Origin of the sequence: Mycobacterium ostraviense (assembly GCF_002705925.1) — a bacterium.
GTDB lineage: Bacteria > Actinomycetota > Actinomycetes > Mycobacteriales > Mycobacteriaceae > Mycobacterium > Mycobacterium ostraviense.
The window spans coordinates 2,763,471-2,784,045 of the sequence record NZ_NKRE01000001.1 but is presented as its reverse complement, the minus strand read 5'-3'; the positions used below and the strand labels follow the sequence as shown (position 1 = coordinate 2,784,045).

At 65.8% G+C, this 20,575-nt stretch carries 17 protein-coding genes and 2 pseudogenes; 13 read left to right on the top strand and 6 right to left on the bottom strand.

Annotated features, from left to right (window positions below):
* Positions 1–58: 58 nt before the first annotated feature.
* From treS to CDN38_RS12685, 3 genes and pseudogenes are all read left to right on the top strand, one after another.
* Positions 59–1,932, top strand: a pseudogene (gene treS, locus CDN38_RS12700) (maltose alpha-D-glucosyltransferase).
* Positions 1,929–3,287 (top strand): maltokinase N-terminal cap-like domain-containing protein, encoded by a 1,359-nt coding sequence (locus CDN38_RS12690; protein WP_099318986.1) that lies wholly within the window; start codon positions 1,929–1,931, stop codon positions 3,285–3,287. Before treS ends, CDN38_RS12690 begins: the two are co-directional and overlap by 4 nt.
* Before the next feature lie 93 nt (positions 3,288–3,380).
* Entirely contained in the window at positions 3,381–4,067 is a 687-nt protein-coding gene (locus CDN38_RS12685; protein WP_075512575.1) for a YoaK family protein, read from the top strand.
* A gap of 98 nt (positions 4,068–4,165) precedes the next feature.
* Here the strand turns inward: CDN38_RS12685 and ag85C are convergent, their stop codons facing one another.
* Positions 4,166–5,161, bottom strand: a complete 996-nt coding sequence (gene ag85C / locus CDN38_RS12680; protein WP_075512574.1) for a diacylglycerol acyltransferase/mycolyltransferase Ag85C — start codon at positions 5,159–5,161, stop codon at positions 4,166–4,168.
* A 506-nt stretch (positions 5,162–5,667) separates the two neighbouring features.
* On the opposite strand from ag85C, the gene CDN38_RS12675 reads away from it, so the two are divergent.
* Together CDN38_RS12675 and CDN38_RS12670 are read left to right on the top strand one after the other, a co-directional pair.
* Positions 5,668–6,171, top strand: coding sequence for a cyclic nucleotide-binding domain-containing protein (locus CDN38_RS12675; protein WP_075512573.1), 504 nt, complete (start codon positions 5,668–5,670; stop codon positions 6,169–6,171).
* A 79-nt stretch (positions 6,172–6,250) separates the two neighbouring features.
* Positions 6,251–6,706: a MaoC family dehydratase gene (locus CDN38_RS12670; protein WP_075512572.1), complete on the top strand. Its 456-nt coding sequence runs from the start codon at positions 6,251–6,253 to the stop codon at positions 6,704–6,706.
* Positions 6,707–6,716: 10 nt separating this feature from the next.
* On the opposite strand, the gene CDN38_RS12665 is transcribed toward CDN38_RS12670, so the two are convergent.
* Together CDN38_RS12665 and CDN38_RS12660 are read right to left on the bottom strand one after the other, a co-directional pair.
* The gene (locus CDN38_RS12665) at positions 6,717–8,015 is read right to left on the bottom strand and encodes an acyl-CoA dehydrogenase family protein (RefSeq protein ID WP_180276320.1); all 1,299 of its coding nucleotides are present in this window, start codon (positions 8,013–8,015) and stop codon (positions 6,717–6,719) included.
* 465 nt (positions 8,016–8,480) lie between these two features.
* Positions 8,481–9,577, bottom strand: a pseudogene (locus CDN38_RS12660) (F420-dependent hydroxymycolic acid dehydrogenase).
* A 155-nt stretch (positions 9,578–9,732) separates the two neighbouring features.
* On the opposite strand from CDN38_RS12660, the gene CDN38_RS12655 reads away from it, so the two are divergent.
* The 3 genes from CDN38_RS12655 to CDN38_RS12645 all read left to right on the top strand — a co-directional run bounded on the left by CDN38_RS12655 (position 9,733) and on the right by CDN38_RS12645 (position 12,948).
* Positions 9,733–10,338: a GNAT family N-acetyltransferase gene (locus CDN38_RS12655; protein WP_075512570.1), complete on the top strand. Its 606-nt coding sequence runs from the start codon at positions 9,733–9,735 to the stop codon at positions 10,336–10,338.
* Between the two features lie 64 nt (positions 10,339–10,402).
* Complete coding sequence (locus tag CDN38_RS12650; RefSeq protein WP_075512569.1) at positions 10,403–10,744, top strand: hypothetical protein; 342 nt, start codon at positions 10,403–10,405, stop codon at positions 10,742–10,744.
* Positions 10,745–10,827: 83 nt separating this feature from the next.
* Positions 10,828–12,948, top strand: a complete 2,121-nt coding sequence (locus CDN38_RS12645; RefSeq protein ID WP_075512568.1) for a catalase — start codon at positions 10,828–10,830, stop codon at positions 12,946–12,948.
* Here the strand turns inward: CDN38_RS12645 and CDN38_RS12640 are convergent, their stop codons facing one another.
* On the bottom strand, positions 12,949–13,623 hold the full coding sequence (locus CDN38_RS12640; protein WP_075512567.1) for a TetR family transcriptional regulator: 675 nt from the start codon (positions 13,621–13,623) through the stop codon (positions 12,949–12,951).
* A gap of 69 nt (positions 13,624–13,692) precedes the next feature.
* On the opposite strand from CDN38_RS12640, the gene CDN38_RS12635 reads away from it, so the two are divergent.
* The 4 genes from CDN38_RS12635 (at position 13,693) to CDN38_RS12620 (ending at position 17,605) form a co-directional block, all read left to right on the top strand.
* Positions 13,693–14,775, top strand: a complete 1,083-nt coding sequence (locus CDN38_RS12635; RefSeq protein WP_075512566.1) for a ferredoxin reductase — start codon at positions 13,693–13,695, stop codon at positions 14,773–14,775.
* 25 nt (positions 14,776–14,800) lie between these two features.
* Positions 14,801–15,907 carry a fatty acid desaturase family protein gene (locus CDN38_RS12630; protein ID WP_075512565.1) on the top strand — a complete coding sequence of 369 codons (1,107 nt, stop codon included), beginning with the start codon at positions 14,801–14,803 and terminating at the stop codon, positions 15,905–15,907.
* Positions 15,908–16,049: 142 nt separating this feature from the next.
* On the top strand, positions 16,050–16,565 hold the full coding sequence (locus tag CDN38_RS12625) for an SRPBCC family protein (protein ID WP_075512564.1): 516 nt from the start codon (positions 16,050–16,052) through the stop codon (positions 16,563–16,565).
* Positions 16,565–17,605, top strand: coding sequence for an LLM class flavin-dependent oxidoreductase (locus CDN38_RS12620; protein WP_075512563.1), 1,041 nt, complete (start codon positions 16,565–16,567; stop codon positions 17,603–17,605). The genes CDN38_RS12625 and CDN38_RS12620 overlap by 1 nt, the downstream gene beginning before the upstream one ends.
* On the opposite strand, the gene CDN38_RS12615 is transcribed toward CDN38_RS12620, so the two are convergent.
* Positions 17,602–18,714: a DUF1214 domain-containing protein gene (locus CDN38_RS12615; RefSeq protein WP_075512562.1), complete on the bottom strand. Its 1,113-nt coding sequence runs from the start codon at positions 18,712–18,714 to the stop codon at positions 17,602–17,604. The two genes, CDN38_RS12620 and CDN38_RS12615, sit on opposite strands and share 4 nt — an antisense overlap.
* Positions 18,711–19,298: a TetR/AcrR family transcriptional regulator gene (locus CDN38_RS12610; RefSeq protein WP_075512561.1), complete on the bottom strand. Its 588-nt coding sequence runs from the start codon at positions 19,296–19,298 to the stop codon at positions 18,711–18,713. Before CDN38_RS12610 ends, CDN38_RS12615 begins: the two co-directional genes overlap by 4 nt.
* A 28-nt stretch (positions 19,299–19,326) precedes the next feature.
* Between CDN38_RS12610 and CDN38_RS12605 the strand changes: the two genes are divergently transcribed.
* Entirely contained in the window at positions 19,327–20,562 is a 1,236-nt protein-coding gene (locus CDN38_RS12605) for a sulfotransferase family protein (RefSeq protein WP_075512560.1), read from the top strand.
* The last annotated feature ends 13 nt before the right edge of the window (positions 20,563–20,575 follow it).

Sequence of the window (20,575 nt, the reverse complement as noted above, 5' to 3'; positions counted from 1 at the left end):
TGTTTGCCCGCATGGTTCCCGAAGTTCCACCTCGGGTACCCGTGGCATCGTGGAGTTGATGAACGACGCGAGAGAAGCCTCCCGGCACGATCCTGCGCACCATCCCGCCGAGGGCAGCCATGTCGAAGGAGGTGTGGTCGAGCACCCCGATGCCAAGGATTTCGGCAACGCCGCCGCGCTTCCCGCCGACCCGACCTGGTTCAAGCACGCCGTCTTCTACGAGGTACTGGTCCGGGCTTTCAACGATTCCAGCGCTGACGGCTCGGGTGACCTGCGTGGACTCCTGGACCGGTTGGACTACCTGCAGTGGCTCGGCATCGACTGCATCTGGCTGCCCCCGTTCTATGACTCACCGCTACGTGACGGCGGGTACGACATCCGCGACTTCTACAAGGTGCTGCCCGACTTCGGTACCGTCGACGATTTTGTCGCCCTGGTCGATGCCGCCCACCGCCGCGGAATCCGGGTCATCACCGACCTGGTGATGAACCACACTTCGGAATCCCACCCGTGGTTCCAGGAATCCCGCCGCGACCCCGACGGCCCGTACGGCGACTACTACGTCTGGAGCGACACCAGTCAGAAGTACACCGACGCCCGGATCATCTTCGTCGACACCGAAGAGTCGAACTGGACGTTCGACCCGGTCCGCCGCCAGTTCTACTGGCACCGCTTCTTCTCCCACCAGCCGGACCTCAATTACGACAATCCGGCCGTTCAAGAGGCGATGATCGACGTCATGCGCTTCTGGCTGGGCCTGGGCATCGACGGGTTCCGGCTGGACGCGGTCCCCTACCTTTTCGAGCGCGAGGGCACCAACTGCGAAAACCTGCCCGAGACGCACGCCTTCCTCAAGCGCGTCCGCAAGGTGGTGGACGACGAATTTCCCGGCCGGGTGCTGCTGGCCGAGGCCAACCAGTGGCCGGCCGACGTCGTCGAGTACTTCGGCGACGCCACCACCGGCGGCGACGAATGCCACATGGCCTTTCACTTCCCGCTGATGCCGCGCATCTTCATGGCCGTCCGCCGCGAGTCGCGGTTCCCGATTTCAGAGATCCTGGCGCAGACGCCGCCGATACCCGATATGGCGCAATGGGGCATCTTCCTGCGCAACCATGATGAGTTGACGCTGGAAATGGTCACCGACGAAGAGCGCGACTACATGTACGCCGAGTACGCCAAAGACCCGCGGATGAAGGCGAACGTAGGCATCCGCCGCCGGCTGGCGCCGCTGCTGGATAACGACCGCAACCAGATCCAGTTGTTCAACGCGCTGCTGCTCTCGTTGCCGGGCTCGCCGGTGCTGTATTACGGCGACGAAATCGGCATGGGTGACGTGATCTGGCTGGGGGACCGCGACGGCGTGCGGACCCCGATGCAGTGGACACCGGACCGTAACGCCGGATTCTCCACAGCCAACCCCGGCCGGCTCTACCTGCCGCCGAGCCAGGATCCGGTTTACGGCTACCAGGCGGTCAACGTCGAGGCGCAGCGCGACACCTCGACATCACTGCTGAACTGGACCCGGACCATGCTTGCGGTGCGGCGGCGCCACCAGGCGTTCGCCGTCGGGTCCTTCCAGGAACTGGGCGGGTCCAACCCGTCGGTCCTGGCTTTCGTCCGGGAAACGCCGGGCAGCGACGGCAGAGACGGTGATGTGGTGCTTTGCGTGAACAACCTCTCCCGGTTCCCGCAGCCCATCGAGCTGAACCTGCAGCAATGGAACAGCTACACACCGATCGAGCTCACCGGGCATGTGGAATTTCCCCGTATCGGCCATCTGCCCTACCTGCTGACCCTGCCGGGCCACGGCTTCTACTGGTTCCAGTTGTCCAGAACCGAGGAGAACGGATGATCCGCGCGGGCGACGATGCGGTGGGGGTACCGCCCGCTTGCGGGGGACGTAGCGATGAAGAGGAGCGGCGCACATGAGCCTGCCAGCCAAGCTGCCCTGGTCTGAGTGGCTGCCACAGCAACGGTGGTACGCCGGACGCAACCGCGAGCTGTCCCACGCAGAGGTCAGCGTGGTCGTCCCGCTGAAGGACGATCTCGACCTGGTGCTCGTCGACGCCGAATACGCCGATGGTTCGGCGGAGCGCTACCAGGTGATCGTCGGTTGGGACGCCGCGCCGGTGTCCGAGTACAGCAACGTGGCAACGATCGGCGCCGCGGAAGACCGCACCGGCTTCGACGCCCTGTACGACGCTGATTCGCCGCCGTTTCTGCTGTCGTTGATCGACTCGTCAGCCGTTCGCGTTGCTTCCGGCGTGGAAGTGACATTCGCCAAAGAACCAGACGTCGAATTGCCGTTGAATGCGTCGCCGCACGTCTCCGACGCCGAACAAAGCAATACGAGCGTCATCCTCGATCGGCGTGCGATCTTCAAGGTGTTTCGGCGGGTTTCCAGTGGCATCAACCCCGATATCGAATTGAACCGGGTGCTCGGCCGTGCCGGTAACCCGCACGTAGCACGGTTGCTGGGAACCTACGAGATGGCCGGGCCGGCCGCCGGCGGTTCGGCGGCCGGTGAGCAGGCGTGTCCGCTGGGCATGGTGACCGAATTCGCCTCCAACGCCGCCGAGGGCTGGGCGATGGCCACCGCCAGCGTCCGTGATCTCTTCGCCGAGGGCGACCTGTATGCCCACGAAGTCGGCGGAGACTTCGCTGGCGAGTCTTTCCGGCTCGGCGAGGCGGTTGCGTCGGTGCACGCCACCCTGGCCGATTGCCTGGGAACGGCCCAGGCGCCATTCCCGGTGGACACCGTGCTGGCGCGGCTGTCGTCGACACTGACGGCCGTTCCCGAGCTGGAGGGGTATGCGGCGACGATCGAAGAGCGAATCCAGAAGCTCGCCGGCGAGACCCTCACCGTCCAGCGGATCCACGGCGACCTGCACCTGGGACAGGTGTTGCGGACCCCGGAGAGCTGGCTGTTGATCGATTTCGAAGGCGAACCCGGTCAGCCGCTCGATGAGCGCCGGGCACCCGATTCGCCGCTGCGCGACGTGGCCGGTGTCTTGCGCTCCTTCGAGTACGCCGCCTACGGGCCGCTGGTGGACCAGGCCACCGACAAGCAGTTGGCCGCCCGTGCCCGGGAATGGGTCGAGCGCAACCGCACCGCGTTCTGCGAGGGCTATGCGGCCGCATCGGGAACCGACCCCCGGGATTCGGCGCAACTGTTGGCCGCCTACGAACTGGACAAGGCGGTCTACGAGGTGGGCTACGAGGCGCGGCACCGGCCCGGATGGCTGCCGATTCCGCTGCGGTCGATCGCCCGCCTGACCGCCTGAACCGGCGTTTCCGCGGTTGCGTGGCGGGGGTCTGCGAGCTGGGGTGACCGGCTGACCTCTGCGGACCCCGGGAGTCTCTGGAAGCATGCTCGTGTGCAGAAAGAGACTTACGACAGCGAAGCGAGGTTGTCCTGGGTGCTGGCGGGGCTGGCCGGAGTGTTGGGGGCGACGGCGTTCACCCACTCCGCCGGCTATTTCGTGACTTTCATGACCGGCAATGCGCAGCGAGCTGTGCTGGGAATCTTCCGCGACGACGTGTGGCTGTCGATAACCGCGTCGTTGTTGATCGTGTGCTTTGTCGCCGGTGTGGTGATTGCCTCGATATGCCGCCGCCATTTCTGGGTCGATCATCCGCACGGCCCCACCGTGCTGACCACTTTCAGTCTGGTGGCGGCCACCGCGCTCGACATTCTCCTCGGTGGATGGGAACAGACCCTGCTTGATTTCGTCCCGATTCTGTTCGTGGTGTTTGGGATCGGCGCATTGAACACCTCGTTCGTCAAGGATGGCGAGGTGTCCGTGCCGTTGAGTTACGTGACGGGCACCCTGGTCAAGATGGGTCAGGGCATCGAACGTCACCTGGCCGGCGGGAAGGTGGACGACTGGCTCGGCTACTTCTTGCTGTACGCCAGCTTCAGCCTGGGCGCCGCGGCCGGAGGCGTTATCAGCTTGGTGGTCAGCGGATCCCAGATGCTGGCGGTGGCGACGATCGTCTGCGCGGTCACCACCGGCTACACGTACTTCCACTCCGACCGGCGGGCGTTGGTGAAGGAATCCTGACCCGGATCAGCCGGATCAGCCGGTGAGCCTAACGAACATCGGCAGCAGCGCTGGCCGTGTGCGCTGCTGCCGATGCTGGCTCGGGTATTAGCCGGGTCTCACGTGGCAGGGGCGGTGGGGCCGTTGAGCACCTGCAGCATGTCCGGCTTCATGGCGACCAGTTGCTGATTCCAGTAGGGCCATGAATGCGTTCCGTTCGTCGGGAAGTTGAACACTCCGTTGCGGCCGCCGGAGGCCAGGTAGGTTTCCCGGAAGGTTTGGTTGGTGCGCAGCGTCAGACCTTCGAGGAACTTGGCCGGCATGTTGTCGCCGCCGAGGTCGCTGGGGGTGCCGTTGCCGCAGTACACCCAGACTCGAGTGTTGTTGGCGACCAGTCGCGGAATTTGGATCATCGGGTCATTGCGCTTCCACGCCGGGTCGGTGGACGGGCCCCACATGCTGTTGGCGTTGTAACCGCCGGAGTCGTTCATCGCCAGCCCGATCAGCGTCGGCCACCAGCCCTCGGACGGGTTGAGGAATCCCGACAACGACGCCGCGTACGGGAATTGCTGCGGGTAGTACGCGGCCATGATCAGCGCCGAACCGCCCGACATCGAAAGGCCCACCGCCGCATTGCCGACCGGTGAAACGCCCTTGTTGGCCTGCAGCCAGGCGGGCATTTCCCTGGTGAGGAAGGTCTCCCACTTGTAGGTGTAACTCTGACCGTTGCCCTGCGAAGGCTGATACCAGTCGCTGTAGAAACTGGACTGGCCGCCGACGGGCATGACCACCGACAGGCCGGACTGATAGAACTCCTCGAACGCGGGGGTGTTGATGTCCCAACCGCTGTAGTCGTCCTGTGCGCGAAGACCATCCAGCAGGTAGACGGAATGCGGTCCGCCGCCTTGGAATTGGACCTTGATATTGCGGCCCATCGACGGCGACGGGATCTGCAGATACTCGACGGGAAGGCCCGGCCTGGAGAACGCGGCGGCGGGCACCGAGTCGCCGACGGCGCCGACGACACCAGATAGCAGGGCGGCCCCCACGGCCGCGATACCCAGCCTGCGGGGCATGGTTTTCGCTGCGCCACGCAGCTTTTCAACGAACTTCATGGCTTGTAACCCATCCCAACTCTCGTCTGCCGCATGTGCGGTCGAACCTGTCTTGGGCGAGTGAAACACAGCAGGGCGCCGCGACGGGTTTGTCGCCGCCGAAGCGGGACATCGCGGTTGGCTAACGATTGGGCGTCGGCCCGGAATCGGCTCGTCCAGTTGACGATTGGCGTCAACTCGATGACGTCGTGTCGGTCCGACGGGACCATGCGCAGGCCGCCGGCAACCGCGAGCAATCTCGTGAGATCTGCTGTGAACACGCTAGGCGTAATGCGAGTGCGCTACCATTCTTATCTAATTGACCACGGGTTGTGGACCTTGTGGACCCACATGAGTTTGTGTCAGGCACCATCGCCGGATACGGCGCGGAAACCCACCCGGCAACTAGCTAGCTGGAAGGCATTTCTTTAGGGATGACTTTGAGTGCGAAAGCCGGTACCACCGCGCGGATCGTGGATCCATAGTTCCTATCGGCGGCAGTAATTCTGACACTTCTGTGTTTAGCCGTGCTGCTCCAAAGCATCAACACCGTGCCGGGGTGGGTACTCTTCAGTTTTTCCATCGCACCGGTTTATGCCATGATTTACAAGGCGATGCTCTTCACTAAAGCGGCACTCTTTCACCGAGAGTGGGCGCTAGAGACGCCCCCGACGCCTCGCTATTCTGCGGATGCTCCCGGTGTGGCCCGTCGGAATGGCCGCGGTAATATTGAGGGTGTTGATTACGGCGTGGGGATGGCATACGAGATTTTCCATTCAAAGCATCATCGCGCTGTCGCTGCGACGCAAACGTATCTGGCAGGTGTGCCCGTCGTGACCGAGGGCGAGACAGGCAACGAAATCTTCTTCGTCGTCGATGGCGCGGTCGAGTCGAGCAACAATGGACAAAGTCTGTGGACAATGGGGAAGGGCACCTTTTTCGGCGGCCGAAGTTTGATTGTCGAGGAGCCCCCCCTCGACAGTCGCCACCACAGTGCCGTAACCGGTGGCTTCCCCGGCCGCGGTGGCTGATCTGGGGTACTCGGTGCGTCCGGCAATCAGCCGCAGCCGCACCCGATCTATGCTTACCCCCCGACCAGAGGAGACATTTATGCGCACCTTCGAGTCCGTTGCCGACCTGGCCGCGGCCGCCGGTGAGACCATCGGTCAGAGCGGCTGGGTGACCATCACTCAAGAAGACGTCAATCTGTTTGCCGATGCCACGGGTGATCACCAATGGATCCATGTGGACCCGGAACGAGCGGCCAAAGGCCCGTTCGGCAAGACCATTGCCCACGGCTTCATGACGCTGTCACTTCTGCCGCGGCTGCAGCATGAGATGTACACGGTCAAAGGCATCAAACTGGCAATCAACTACGGACTCAACAAGGTCCGCTTTCCCACGCCGGTGCCCGTCGGCTCCCGGGTACGGGCGCAGAGTTCGTTGATCGGCGTCGAAGACCTCGGTAACGGAGCCGTACAGGCCACGGTGTCGACCACAGTCGAGATCGAGGGTTCGCCCAAGCCCGCATGCGTGGCCGAAAGCGTCGTTCGCTACATCTCCTGAGCGCTCGCCGTCAGAACTCGGCGACCGCGTGCTCCAGGCGCTCGGCCAGCCGGGCCTCGGCGGCCGCCCGGCGGGTCGGGATGTGCTGCGACGGGAAAGGTGTTGTCACCGGCTCGTATTCCCGCAGGGTGCGCCGCGCCACCGTCATCTTGTGCAGCTCGGTGGCGCCATCGGCGATACCCAGCGATTCGGCACCGACCATCATCTTGACGAACGGCATCTCGTCGGAGACCCCCAGCGCGCCATGCAGGTGCATGGCGCGCTGCGCCACATCATGCAGCACCTGGGGCATCGCGACTTTCACCGCCGCGATGTCGCGGCGCACCTTCTGGTAGTCGTGGTGTTTGTCGATCAGCCACGCCGTTCGCAGCACCAGCAGCCGGAACTGTTCGATCTGGATCCAGCTGTCGGCGATCTTCTCTTGGGTCATCTGGAAGTCGGCCAATCGCCCATGTCTGGTCTTGCGTGATACCGCGCGCTCACACATCATGTCGAAGGCCCTGCGCGCCAACGCAATTGTTCGCATCGCGTGGTGGATCCGGCCGCCGCCGAGTCGGGTTTGCGCGATCATGAACGCCTGGCCTTCGCCGCCCAGCACATGATCTGCCGACACCCGCACGTCGTGGTAGCGGAGGTAGCCGTGGCTGGCATGCCTGGAAGACTCCGAGCCCACACCGACGTTGCGCACGATCTCGATGCCGGGTGTCTCGCCAGGAACGATGAACAACGACATCTTCTCGTGGGTATGGGCCTCGGGGTTGGTGACGGCCATGACGATGAAGAACGACGCGTGCTTGGCATTGGTGGAAAACCACTTCTCGCCGTTGATGATCCAGTCGCCTGAGCCGTCGCGGGTCGCGGCGGTGACGAACAGGCCGGGATCCGAGCCGCCGTGCGGTTCGGTCATCGAGTAGCACGACGTGATCTCGCCGTCCAGCAGCGGCTGCAGGTAGCGCGCTTTCTGTTCCTCGGTGCCGAAGAGTGCGAGGATCTCGGCGTTGCCGGAGTCCGGCGCCTGGCAGCCGAACACCGACGGCGCCCACCGCGAGCGCCCGAGGATCTCGTTGAGCAGCGCCAGCTTGACCTGGCCGAAGCCTTGGCCGCCGAGTTCGGGCCGCAGGTGTGCGGCCCACAGCCCCTGGTCCTTCACCTGCTGCTGCAACGGCCGCAGGACCGCCATCGTCTCGGGATTCTTCTTGTCATACGGATCGAGCGTGACCAGATCCAGCGGTTCGACCTCGTCGGCCATGAATTTCTCGACCCAATCGAGCTTCGCCTGGTATTCGGGCTCTGTTTCGAAATCCCACACCGTCGCCAACCGTTCCCCGGCGCAGTGTCGCACCGGCATCGTTGATGGAGCTACCCCATCGTAAGGGCGCTGGGGATCTGGCGAGGCTGCAGCGTACGCGGTCCCGGATCGCGGCCGCAGTTTCTGCGTCACGACCCGGACCGCGCGAGAATCACTCAACAATCAAAGTCTTTGTGCGAGAAGCTGTTTGGCCATTTCCGCACCCTTGCGGCTGTCGGCCTGGCTAAACAACGCCGCAGTATTTGGGCGTGGCCTCGGATCAGCCGAGGGGAGCCGGCCGGGGCCGGCGACCGCGCGCCGGGGCGGAAGTCACATCCGCCACAGGAGTCTCCGGGGAAGGCGCTACCGGTTGTGCCCGGCTAGTGCTAGTAGCGACAAGCCAAGGCTCGCAAGAGAATTGTCGCGGATAAGCGGGCAGGAGAGCACCCGGATCCCTGCGGGGGCGGTGCGCACCCGTCGGACTCGCTAGCGCAGCTTGGGCAAGACGGCGGTGCGGTAGAACTCGATGGCGACGGTGGGGTCGTCCTGCGGAAAGTGCAGAAACGGTATGGCACCGGCATCAACCACCGCTTGCACCGCGCCGATATGGGTCGACGGGTCGGTGCCCACGGCCCAGTTGGCGAGCACCTTCTCGATCGGGTTCGACTCGGCGGCACGCTGGATTTCTACCGGGTTGGGCTGGTCGACGGCCCCGGCGGTAAATCGCCACAGCCGGCGGCGCGGGTGGCCGTCGTATGGTCACCGACGACAGCGAACAGCTCGGCATACTTGCCAAGATTTGCGGGGTCGCGTCCGGCGGCTTGTGCCCCCGCGGCGAACGCGGCGAGCAGCCGCGGATTCTTGAGGTCGCCGGCTTGGGTAATCCAGCCGTCCCCGTGCCGGCCGGCCAGCTCCGCGCTTTTGGGACCGCTGGCGGCCACGAAGATCGGCGGTGGCGTGGCGGGCAGGTCGTAGAGTTTTAGAGCGTTCGTCTGAAAATACCGTCCGGCAAACGAAATTCGCTCACCGCTCCACAGCTGGCGGATCAGCCTGATGGCCTCGACCAGCCGGTCGTGGCGCTCCCGGTAGGAACCGAACGTGTTGGTGGCGGCCTGTTCGTTGAGTCGCTCACCGGTGCCGAGCCCCAAGAACACCCGGCCCGGGCTCAGCATTGCCAACGAGGCGAATGCCTGGGCCACCGTGGCCGGATGGTAGCGGTAGGTAGGGCAAGTCACCCCGCTGCCGAACGAGATACGAGTGGTGCTTTGACCCACTAACGCCAAGGTCAGCCAGGGAAACATCGAGTGACCCTGATTGTCCTGCCACGGCTGAAGGTGGTCACTGGCCCACACGTACCCAAACCCGGCACTTTCGGCGGCCCGGGCTTGCGCCACCAGCTGATCGGTGCGGAATTGTTCGTGCGACAACACGACTCCAATGCCGCTGGCCGGCGACGGCGTGGGGCCGGTCGACTCGCCGGTCGACTCGTCGCCGGTGCCGCACCCGGCGGATATCGCGCCCGTCCCCAGGACGCCGGTGCCGGCGGCCAGTCGTGCGAACGTCCGTCGCGAGATGCCGGTCATCGGCTCCGACTACCCCTCATGCGACCTGTCACACCATCGAGCTTGCCTCACGCTGGCCGGGCTGCGACAGCCGTCGGCGCACCGGGCGCGGCTGCGCACGGAGCTGGGACTGACCAGCATGGCCGATCCGTCGGCACTACCACTAGTTTGGGCTGGTGACCTCCCAGGCGCGCCCAGCGCACAAGGCCGACATCCGCGATCTGTCCCGCACCCTGGCTCGCGCCTTCTACGACGACCTGGTGATGACATGGTTGCTTCCCGATGACAAGTCCCGGCTCGCGCACCTGCATCGGGTGTTCGCGACGATGACCCGGCACCACCATCTGGGCCGCGGCGGCGTCGAGGTGGCGTGCGAGGGCGCCGGCGTCGGCGCGGCCGCCCTGTGGGATCCGCCGAATCAATGGCGGGAGACACGCCGGGCGGAGCTGGCCATGACCCCGGCATTCTTGCGGGTGTTCGGCTTTCGCGGAGCCACCGCACGCGCGGTCCAGGAGACGATGAAGCGCGCGCATCCCGAAGAACCGCACTGGTACTTGGCCGTCATCGGCAGCGACCCGGCCGTGCGCGGGCGGGGCTTTGGTCAGACCTTGATGCGGTCGCGGCTGGACCGCTGCGATGCCGAGTACTGCCCGGCTTATCTCGAGTCCTCGAAACCCGAAAACATCCCGTACTACGAACGTTTCGGGTTCACCGTCACCGGCGAGATCGCGCTGCCGCACGGCGGGCCGCCGATTTGGCCGATGTGGCGCGAATCGCGCTGAGCATTCCGGCCGGCCCGAGCCGGTGCGGCGTTTAGCGGGTGAATACTGCGGGCAACCGTTGCCAATGGCTACCGGTGAGCTGAGCGATCCCGCGGACTTCCCCGAGGAAGGCGGTCCCGGCGATACGCTCAACCCGAACGAATCCACCGACTCCGACGAGCTCCCTAACGACGACGGCGACATCGTGGTGGACCCACCCGAGCAGTGGAGCGAGGCCGACCGGTTCGGCATGACGGCGCGCGAGCAGCGCGAAGGGCAATCCCTCGACGACCGACTCGCCGCCGAAGAACCGGACCGGCTGGACGGCTCGTGGCAAGAGGACGGCCCTGGGCGTGCCCATCGAGGCCAAATCGACGGTACGCCCGAGGATGGCGACTCGTTGTTCGAGGTCGTCGATGACGAGTGACGGTCCCGCGGCAGTGCGGACCTGTCGTTTGCCACCGCCCCGGCCGGGTACCCAAGTCCGGAATTCCTAACGCTGGAGGACCAATGGCAGCCAACGACGGTAACCCGAAGCAGCGACAGCTCGACGACTGCCGGGTGGACGCGAGCACCGGATACCTGACCACTCAGCAGGGCGTGCGAGTCGACCACACTGACGACGCGCTCACCGTGGGGGAACGTGGGCCCACCCTGCTGGAGGATTTCCATGCCCGGGAAAAGATCACTCACTTCGACCACGAGCGCATCCCCGAACGGGTGGTGCATGCCCGCGGTGCGGGAGCGTACGGATACTTCGAGCCCTACGACGACTGGCTTGCCGACTACACCGTGGCGCAGTTCCTCACCACACCCGGTAAGCAGACCCCGGTCTTCGTCCGGTTCTCCACGGTGGCCGGGTCACGCGGATCGGCGGACACGGTGCGCGATGTCCGCGGATTCGCCACCAAGTTCTACACCGATCAAGGCAACTACGACCTGGTCGGCAACAACTTCCCGGTGTTCTTCATCCAGGACGGCATCAAGTTCCCGGATTTGGTGCACGCCGTTAAGCCGGAGCCGCACAACGAGATTCCGCAGGCGCAGTCGGCGCACGACACGCTGTGGGATTTCGTGTCGCTACAGCCGGAGACGCTGCACACGATCATGTGGCTGATGTCGGACCGGGCACTGCCGCGCAGTTACCGGATGATGCAGGGTTTCGGCGTACACACCTTCCGCTTCGTCAATGCCGACGGGCAGGGCACCTTCGTGAAGTTCCACTGGAGGCCCCGCCTTGGCGTGCACTCACTGATCTGGGACGAGTGCCAGAAAGTCGCCGGCAAGGACCCCGACTTCAACCGGCGCGACCTGTGGGAAGCCATCGACGCCGGCCACTACCCGGAGTGGGAGCTGGGGGTACAGCTGGTCGGCGAAAGCGATGAGTTCAACTTCGCCTTCGACCTGCTCGACGCCACCAAAATCATTCCGGAGGAACAGGTTCCGGTGCGGCCGGTGGGCAAGATGGTGCTCGATCGCAACCCGGACAACTTCTTCGCCGAAACCGAGCAGGTGGCCTTCCACACCGCCAACGTGGTGCCCGGGATCGACTTCACCAACGATCCACTGCTGCAGTTCCGTAACTTCTCCTACCTCGACACTCAGCTGATCAGGCTGGGCGGCCCCAATTTCGCGCAACTGCCGGTCAATCGGCCGGTGGCCGACGTCCGCAACAACCAGCGCGACGGCTATGGCCAGCACACCATTCCGCAGGGCAGGTCCAGCTACTACAAGAACAGCCTGGGTGGCGGCTGTCCGGCGCTGGCTGACGACAACGTATTCCGCCACTACACCCAGAAGGTCGACGGTCACAAGATCCGCCAGCGGGCCGAAAGTTTCCAGGATCACTACAGCCAGGCCCGGATGTTCTGGAAGAGCATGTCTGCCGTCGAGGCCAAACACATTGTCGCCGCGTACGCCTTCGAGCTCGGCAAGGTGGGAACACCGGAAATCCGGTCGCGCGTGGTGGATCAGCTGAACTTCGTCGACCACGACCTGGCGGTGCGGGTCGCCGGACAACTAGGGCTGCCCGCGCCCGAGGAACAGCCGCTCTCGGACAAGGGGGGCGCGAAAGTGTCTCCCTCGCCGGCGCTTTCGCAACTGAACACCGTCGCCGACAGCGTCGAGACCCGTAAGATCGCCGTGCTGGCCGCCGACGGCGTCGACGTGGTGGGAACCCAACGCTTCATCGACGCGATCCGGAAACGCGGCGCCATCGCAGAAGTGCTGGCGCCCAAGGCCGGTGGCACGCTGGCCGGCGGATCCGGCGGCGAACTCCCGGTTGACCGGGCAATCACCACGATGTCGTCGGTCCTCTACGACGCGGTCGTGGTGCCGTGCGGACCCGACGCCATCAAGACCCTGTCCGAGGACGGCTACGCGGTGCATTTCGTGACGGAGGCCTACAAGCACCTCAAGACGGTGGGGGCCTTCGGTGCGGGCGTCAAGTTGCTGCCCAAAGCCGGGATAACCGAGAAAACCGCCGAGAGCACCGACGCCCTCGTCGCCAACGGGGTGGTCACCACCAAGGCGGCGGCCGACGACCTGTCCGACGACTTCGTCGAAGCATTCACCAAAGTCCTTGCCAAACACCGCGTTTGGGAGCGCGAGACCGACTCGGTGCCCGCCTGATCAGGGCTTGCTCTGCCAGCCGGCGACACCGATCGCGATCATCCGCAGCTGCTTGACGGCGATTCGATGGATCTCCTCCAGCGCTTCGGCGCTCTGGGCGTCCTCGATCGCCTCGGCGATGACGATCATCGCGTTGACGAACAGTGTCGCCAGGATGTTGAGGTCCTCGGTGCTCCATTCGTTGAGCCCCGGGAAGCGGGCCAGGTCGGTGGCCAACTCGGAGGTGATCAGCCGGATCTCGGTGCGGATGGCGTAGCGCAGCACCGATAGTCCGGTGGAGCGCTCCCTGACGATGAAACGCCAGTGTTCGCGTTTGTCGGCGACGCTGCCCACCAAGATCTCCACGGACGACTCGATCACCCGGTTCGGGTCCAGCTTGCCGGCGCGCGCCCCGCGCAACGTGTCGCGCAGGGTGCGAAACGACTCGTCGATCAGGACCAGTCCCAGGGCCTCCATCGACTCGAAGTGCCGGTAAAACGCCGCCGGCACGATCCCGGCCTCCCGGGTCACCTCGCGCAGGCTCAGGCCGCTGAAGCTGCGGTCCTGCAGCAGTTTGAGCGCGGCTGCGACGATGGCGCGCCGGGTGGCTTCTTTGCGCTCCTCCCGCGACACGGTGGCGCGGGCCCGGCCTTGGCCGGACCGGTGTGAGTGTGAGCTAGGAGTACGGTCGTTCACTGTGTGAACCCTACCACAGACCTGCGGAAACACTTGACGAACTGCTCAATCCCGGCGCACCGTGTACATATGTTCACCCAAACTTTTAGCCAAGCCGTTGCGAAGCGAGTCCTGGGTTCCGACCTGGTCGACCTGCTCACCGGTCCGCACGGCGTCGACCGCTACACCGAGCTGGTGGCGCCGACGTGGACGTTGGGTGAGGCCCGCGCCAAGGTCATCGAGGTGCGGCGCGACACGCCGCGCAGCGTCACCCTCACCGTCGCTCCCAACGACACCTTCACCTCCACCAACACCGTCAAGGCCGGTCAGTACGTCAACCTCACCGTCGACATCGACGGTCGCCGGCACACCCGCTGCTATTCACCGGCCAACGCAGAAGGCAGCCCGACCCTCGAGCTGACGATCGGCCACCACGACGGCGGGCTGGTCTCGACCTACCTGTACCAGCGTGCCCGCCGCGGCATGGTGGTCGGCCTGGCCGGTGTCGGCGGTGACTTCGTGTTACCGGCGAAGCGGCCGCGCCGTATCCTGCTCGTCTCCGGCGGCAGTGGCATCACGCCCGTCATGGCGATGCTGCGCACCCTGGTCGCCGACGGCCATCAGGGCGAGATCGCCTTGGTGCACTACGCGCGCACGCCTGGGGAGGCGTGCTATCGCGAGGAATTGGCCGCCCACAAAGATCGGCCGGGGGTGCGGGTGCTGCACGGCTACACCCGCTCCGGCGCCGGTGATCTGGTCGGCCGCTTCGGCGCGGACCACCTGGCCATGGCGATGCCGTCGCCGGATGCGGTGTTCGTCTGCGGCCCAACATCATTGGTCGAGGCGGTACGTGAGCACTGTGACAACGTCGTTACCGAGAGCTTCGTGCCTCCGGTGTTCGAGGCGCCGGCGAACCCCTCGGGTGGCCGAGTGTCCTTCGCCGACAGCGGTATCGACGTCGTCGACGACGGCCGCTCGCTGCTCGAGCAGGCGGAGGCGGCCGGCCTGACGCCCGAGAACGGCTGCCGGATGGGCATCTGCCACACCTGCACCCGGCGCAAGACCTCGGGCACGGTGCGAAACCTGGTCACCGGGGCCGTCTCCACGGGTCCCGACGAGAACGTGCAGATCTGTGTCTCGGTTCCCGTCGGCGACGTCGACCTCGCCCTATAACCGACACCATCTCAAGGAGTTCTCAATGACACCCAACAAGATCACCCTCACCCCCGAACAGGCCGACGCATTCGGCCGCGAACTCGACGCCATCAAGGAACGCGTCATGGCGGATCTCGGCGAACAAGACGCCGACTACATCCGCCGGGTCATCAAGACGCAGCGCGCCCTGGAAGTCGGCGGACGAGTCCTGCTGTTCCTGCCGCCGGCGTGGCTGCTGGGAACCGCGATGCTCGGGGTGTCAAAGATCCTGGACAACATGGAGATCGGCCACAACGTCATGCACGGTCAGTACGACTGGATGCGTGACCCGGCCATCTCGGGGCGTTCCTTCGAGTGGGACACGGCCTGCCCGGCCGATCAATGGCGGCATTCGCACAACTACCTGCACCACACCCACACCAACATCGTGGGAATGGACCGCGACATCGGCTACGGCATCCTGCGGATGAGCGAAGACCAGCCCTGGGAGCCCTACTTCCTGGGCAACCCGGTCTACGCATTCCTGTTGATGGTGCTGTTCCAGTACGGCGTCGCGCTGCACGAACTGGAGTCCGAGCGCATCCGGGCCGGTGAGATCCGGCTGGCCGACAAACGCGAGGTCTTGCGGGAGATCTGGAAGAAGACGCGCCGCCAAACCCTCAAGGACTACGTCGCCTTCCCGCTACTGGCCGGGCCGTTCGCGCCGTTCGTCTTCACGGGCAACCTCACGGCCAACCTGATGCGCAACGTGTGGTCGTACATGATCATCTTCTGCGGCCACTTCCCCGACGGCACTCAGGAGTTCACCGCCGAGGAAACCAAGAACGAGTCCCGCGGTCAGTGGTACTTCCGTCAGGTCCTCGGCTCGGCAAATCTGAGCGGCGGCAAGCTTTTTCATCTGTTGTCCGGCAACTTGTCGCACCAGATCGAGCACCACCTGTTCCCCGACATGCCGGCCCGGCGGTACGCCGAGATCGCCCCGGAGGTGCGGGAGATCTGCGAGCGCTACGGCATCCCCTACAACAGCGGCCCGCTGCCCAAGCAGTTCGCCACCGTGGTGCGCAAGATCGTGAAGCTCAGCCTCCCGGGGTCCTGGCCGGCGCGGCGCATGGCCACCGCGCAGGAAGCGGTCGCGCTGTCAGTGGCATGACGCCGCCGAGCCTGCGGTGACGCCGTCGAGCCTGCGCACAGCGCCTGCTTGCCCGGGAGCAGGTAGCGCTGGGCGCAGTCTCGATGCGAAACAATGTTGTGAGCGAGGGGCCACAACAGCCCAACTGGAGGACAATGGGCCCGTGGAGTGGACCGGCGCGCGCTATGCAGACAAGCCAACCGTGGAAGCCTCGACGTGGATCGACGCCGATCCCGAGCGCGTCTGGAGTCTGGTCTGTGACGTCGAGTTGATGCCGACCCTCAGCAACGAATTGCAAGCAGTGGAATGGGTCGACGGGACCGCCGGCCCCCGGGTCGGCGCCCGGTTCGTCGGACACAACCAGCACGACGCATTCGGTGAATGGAGCACCACGTCACAAATTGTCAGCTGCGACGAGCCACACGAATTCACTTGGGCTGTAGGCGAACCCGACAACCCCTCGGCCACCTGGCGGTTCCGCCTGACACCCCGGGACGGAGGCACCCTGCTGACCTACTGGACGCAGCTGGGACCGGGCCGCTCGGGGTTGTCGCGCGCCATCGACGCGATGCCCGACAAGGAACAGAAGATCGTCTTCGTGCGGTTGCGGGAGTTCGAGACCGCGATCGACAAGACGCTGGCCGCGATCAAGAGGTTGGCCGAACACGGGGTCCGCTGATGCGCACCGCCACCACGGTCGAACTGTCCAGCGCCGGCCGAGACACCGTGGAGTTCGTCGTCGAGGCCGAAAAGCTGGGGCTGGACGTCTGCTGGGTCGCCGAGGCATGGGGTGCGGATGGGCCGTCGGCGCTGGGATACCTCGCCGCGCGCACCGACCGGATGCTGCTGGGCTCGGGCGTGCTGCAACTCGGCATCCGATCGCCCGTGGCGGTGGCCCAGACCGCGATCACGCTGTCCAACCTGTCGTGCGGGCGGTTCCTGCTCGGCCTGGGCGCCTCGGGTCCGCAGGTGATCGAGGGCCTGCACGGGGTGTCGTTCACCCGGCCGCTGGCGCGGATGCGCGAAACCATCGACATCGTGCGGCAAGCGTTTGCCGGCGGCAAAATCGCCTACTCCGGCAACGAGTTTCAGATTCCGCGCCCCGGTGGGGAGGCGGTGCCGATGCGCTTGTCGACGCGGCCCGAACACCGCATCCCGATCTATCTGGCCGCGTTGTCCCCGGCGATGCTGCGGTTGACGGGACAGATCGCCGACGGCTGGCTCGGCACCAGCTTCGTGCCGGAAGGCGCCGCCGGCGCCTACTTCGCGCACCTGGATAGCGGGCTGGCAGCCGCCGGCCACACCCGGGCCGACATCGACATCTGTCAGGGCGCCGAGGTCGCGTTCGCCAAGGACCAGGACCAGCTGCGCGGCATGGTCGCCGGTCGCAAGAAGGAGCTGGCGTTCAGCCTGGGCGGCATGGGGTCGGCCAGCACCAACTACTACAACCGGGCCTACAGCCGGCAAGGCTGGGCCGACGTCGCCGCCGCGGTGCGCGAGGACTGGCAGCGCGGTGAGCGCGACCGCGCGGTCGCGTCGATCACCGACGAGATGGTGCTGGCCACCACGCTGATCGGGACCGAGGACATGGTCCGGTCCCGCCTTGAGGTGTGGCGCGACACCGGTGTGAACACGGTGCGGCTCTATCCCGCGGGCGACACGCTCGATGCCAAGCTTTCGACGCTCGGCCGGGCCATCGAGCTGGTCCGCGAGCTTTAACCCACGCCGGTCGGCGCGTCGGCTAGCGATACCAGTCTCACCTCGGGCCGCGCCGGCAGCTCGTCGGCCAGAAACCACCGGAAGGCGAGGTTGCCCCGCGGATAGCCAAGCGTGGTCAGCGAATTCGGGTGGACCATCGTCGCGCGGGACAACACGATCGTCACCGAGCCGTCGCTATTGGCCACGGCGCTGTGACCGTTGATCGAGCAGCGGGCATCGGGGCCCTCGGCGGGGCCGTAGGTGGCCATGAACTGGTTCCACACCACCAGGTTCCAGAACCGGCACGGCGGCGGCCGGTGGGTGATGACCAGCGCTTCGTCGTCGTCGAGCACGAAACTGCCGTAGGAGTAGCAGGCGTCGCGCGCCGACCAGCCGAAGTTGGCGTCGGGCACCTGATAGGGGGCGGCGAATTGGTTTGCGACGTAGGCGGTCTCGTGTCCGAGTCGATGCGCGTCACGGGCCCTGTCCCCGACGGCCAGCGGCACGATGGCGAACATGGTGCGCATCCAGGTGGCCGCCGCCCGCAGTCTTGCGGCGGTCTCGGCGTCGCCGTGGCGTATCGGGTCCGGCGCGTCGAGCGCCTCGATGGTCCAGGTGACCGGGCGGCCGGTCAGCGGGTCGGCCTGATAGTCACGGGTCATCAGCACGGCGGCATCGGGCGTCGGACCCAGCTCGAAGGAGAAGTTGCCGTCGGCGTCGATATCGAGATCACTGTCGCGGACAATCGCGACGACCCGGTCCGACCACGCGCCGGGGGAGGGTTCGTTGTAGGCGGTCACCGAGAAATACGCGCTGTCACCCTTGTTGCCGCCGATCCGGTAGCGCCGTGCCGGATCGACCGGGCACATGAAGTAGTAGGCGTCGGTGTTGTCGCCGCCCCAGCGGCGGTCGCGACGAAACGGGGTGTTGACCGCGACGAACTGCGGCCGGCCCGGCTCGGGGAAGAGATAGGCGTCGAAGGCCACACCCAGGGTGGCGGCGAGCATCCGGTATCCGTCGGCGAGGTGCCGGTCGTCGGTGACCGCACGCTCGCCCTCGAGGAAGCCGCTGTCCAGGGCGCCCAAGGTGTCGAGCAATTCCCGCCATGCCGTAGTCGACTCGTGCGTCATTCAGGCATTCCCTTCAGGATTCCTCTCAGGAGCAAGGTGGTGGCGCGGTGCACCCAGGCATCGTCGAGTTCGGCGCCGCGGGTCAGCAGGCGCAGCAGTGTGCTGCCGGCAATGGCCTCGACCAGTTCATCAGCGGTTACGTCGGCCCGGATTTCGCCTGCGGCAGCGGCGTTCTCGAGCCGTCCGGCGAGACCGCCGGAGATGATGCCGGCAAACCGATCCAACAGTGCGGCATGCAGGGTCGGGTCCGCCGCCATCTCGCCGACCAGGCCGGGGAGCGCCGCGCGGGCGGCCGGCGTCGCCAAGACCGCCATCGTGCGTCGCACCATCTCACGCAGATCCGCCTCCAGCGATCCCGTCTCCGGAATGGCGGTCTGGGCGCCGATCGGAAACACCGCCTCGTGTACCAGGTGGGCCTTGCTGGGCCAGCGCCGATAGATCGCGGGCTTGCTGGTGCCGGCCCGTTCGGCGATGGCGGACACCAGCAGCCCGGCATAGCCCGTTTCGGCGAGCAGTTCAACCGTCGCGCGCAGCACCGCCGCGTCGATCCGCGGATCACGGGGTCGGCCGAAATCGACTACCATTACGAAACTCAGAGTAACATAAGTCGCCGTGAGTGATGTCGTTCGTCTCGACGACCTGGCTCAGCCCCGGTTCAGCGCGGAGGCCCAGCGGATCCGCGACTTGATGGCCGCACTGGCCCCGGACTGTCCGTTGGATGCCGAGGCGTTGCACGCGCGCGCCAGCGCCGACACCGGCCTGCACGATTTCGGCGACGACGACTACCGGGAACGCCTCGACGTCTTCCTGGCCGCGCTGCGCGACATCGACGGGCTGCACGCGGCCGGGGTGGTGAACTTCTACGGGCAACTGCTGCAGTTGCTCAAGAACCGGCTGCTGTTGACCGATCTGCTCACCACGCATCCCGAGATCGACGACGTCGAACTGCAATCACCGGTGTTCATCGCCGGTTTGCCCCGCACCGGCACCACACATCTGCACAACATGCTGGCGGCGGCGCCGACCTTTCGCACCATGCCGTACTGGGAAAGCGTCGAGCCTTTTCCGCTGCCGCGCGAGGTTGGCGTGGAGCCGGATCCGCGGCGGGCACGCATGGACGTCGCGGTGGCCGTGATCAACACCGTGATGCCCTACTTCCCGCTGATGCACGAGATGACCACCGACCATGTGCATGAAGAGATTCAGCTGCTGGCCAACGACTTCTCGACCATGCTTTTCGAGACGCTGGCCCAGGTGCCCCAGTGGCGCGACTACTACCAGGCCCACGACCAAACGCCCCACTACCGATACCTGGCCAGGCAGCTCAAGGCGATGCAGTTTCTGCGCGGCGGGCGGCGGTGGTTGCTCAAGTCGCCCCAGCACCTCGAGCAGGTGCCGGTGCTGGATCGGGTTTTTCCCGGCGGCATCGTGGTGTTCACCCACCGCGACCCGGTGCCGGTGGCACTGTCGATGATGGCGATGATCACCTATTCCGCCCGGATGCACCGCTCGCCGGTGCCGGTGACAGAGATTGCGGCATATTGGGTGGACCGGCTCGACCGGATGCTCACCGCGCTGGTGCGCGATCGCGACACCATCGGTCCGCAGCGCTCGATCGACATCCGATTCGACGACTTCATGGCCGACGAACTCGGTGTCGCCGGGCGGGTGTACGTCCTGGCCGGCGAGTCGTTCGACGAACCGGCGCGCGCGGCGATCACCGGCTACCTGGCGGGCCACCGGCGCGGCCGGCTGGGCAACGTCGAAACGTCCTGCGAGATGTTCGGGCTTGCCGAGGAGGACCTGCGCGCCCGCTTCGCGCCCTATGTCGAGCGCTTCCTGGAGTAGCGCCGGGCCTGAC

What these genes read in the sequence shown, in the direction of transcription:
- CDN38_RS12690 (WP_099318986.1), top strand. Translation starts at nt 1,929, where the DNA reads ATGAGCCTGCCAGCCAAGCTGCCCTGGTCTGAGTGGCTGCCACAGCAA.
- ag85C (WP_075512574.1), bottom strand. Translation starts at nt 5,161, where the DNA reads ATGAAGTTCGTTGAAAAGCTGCGTGGCGCAGCGAAAACCATGCCCCGC.
- CDN38_RS12670 (WP_075512572.1), top strand. Translation starts at nt 6,251, where the DNA reads ATGCGCACCTTCGAGTCCGTTGCCGACCTGGCCGCGGCCGCCGGTGAG.
- CDN38_RS12650 (WP_075512569.1), top strand. Translation starts at nt 10,403, where the DNA reads ATGGCTACCGGTGAGCTGAGCGATCCCGCGGACTTCCCCGAGGAAGGC.
- CDN38_RS12645 (WP_075512568.1), top strand. Translation starts at nt 10,828, where the DNA reads ATGGCAGCCAACGACGGTAACCCGAAGCAGCGACAGCTCGACGACTGC.
- CDN38_RS12635 (WP_075512566.1), top strand. Translation starts at nt 13,693, where the DNA reads ATGTTCACCCAAACTTTTAGCCAAGCCGTTGCGAAGCGAGTCCTGGGT.
- CDN38_RS12630 (WP_075512565.1), top strand. Translation starts at nt 14,801, where the DNA reads ATGACACCCAACAAGATCACCCTCACCCCCGAACAGGCCGACGCATTC.
- CDN38_RS12620 (WP_075512563.1), top strand. Translation starts at nt 16,565, where the DNA reads ATGCGCACCGCCACCACGGTCGAACTGTCCAGCGCCGGCCGAGACACC.
- CDN38_RS12615 (WP_075512562.1), bottom strand. Translation starts at nt 18,714, where the DNA reads ATGACGCACGAGTCGACTACGGCATGGCGGGAATTGCTCGACACCTTG.
- CDN38_RS12610 (WP_075512561.1), bottom strand. Translation starts at nt 19,298, where the DNA reads ATGGTAGTCGATTTCGGCCGACCCCGTGATCCGCGGATCGACGCGGCG.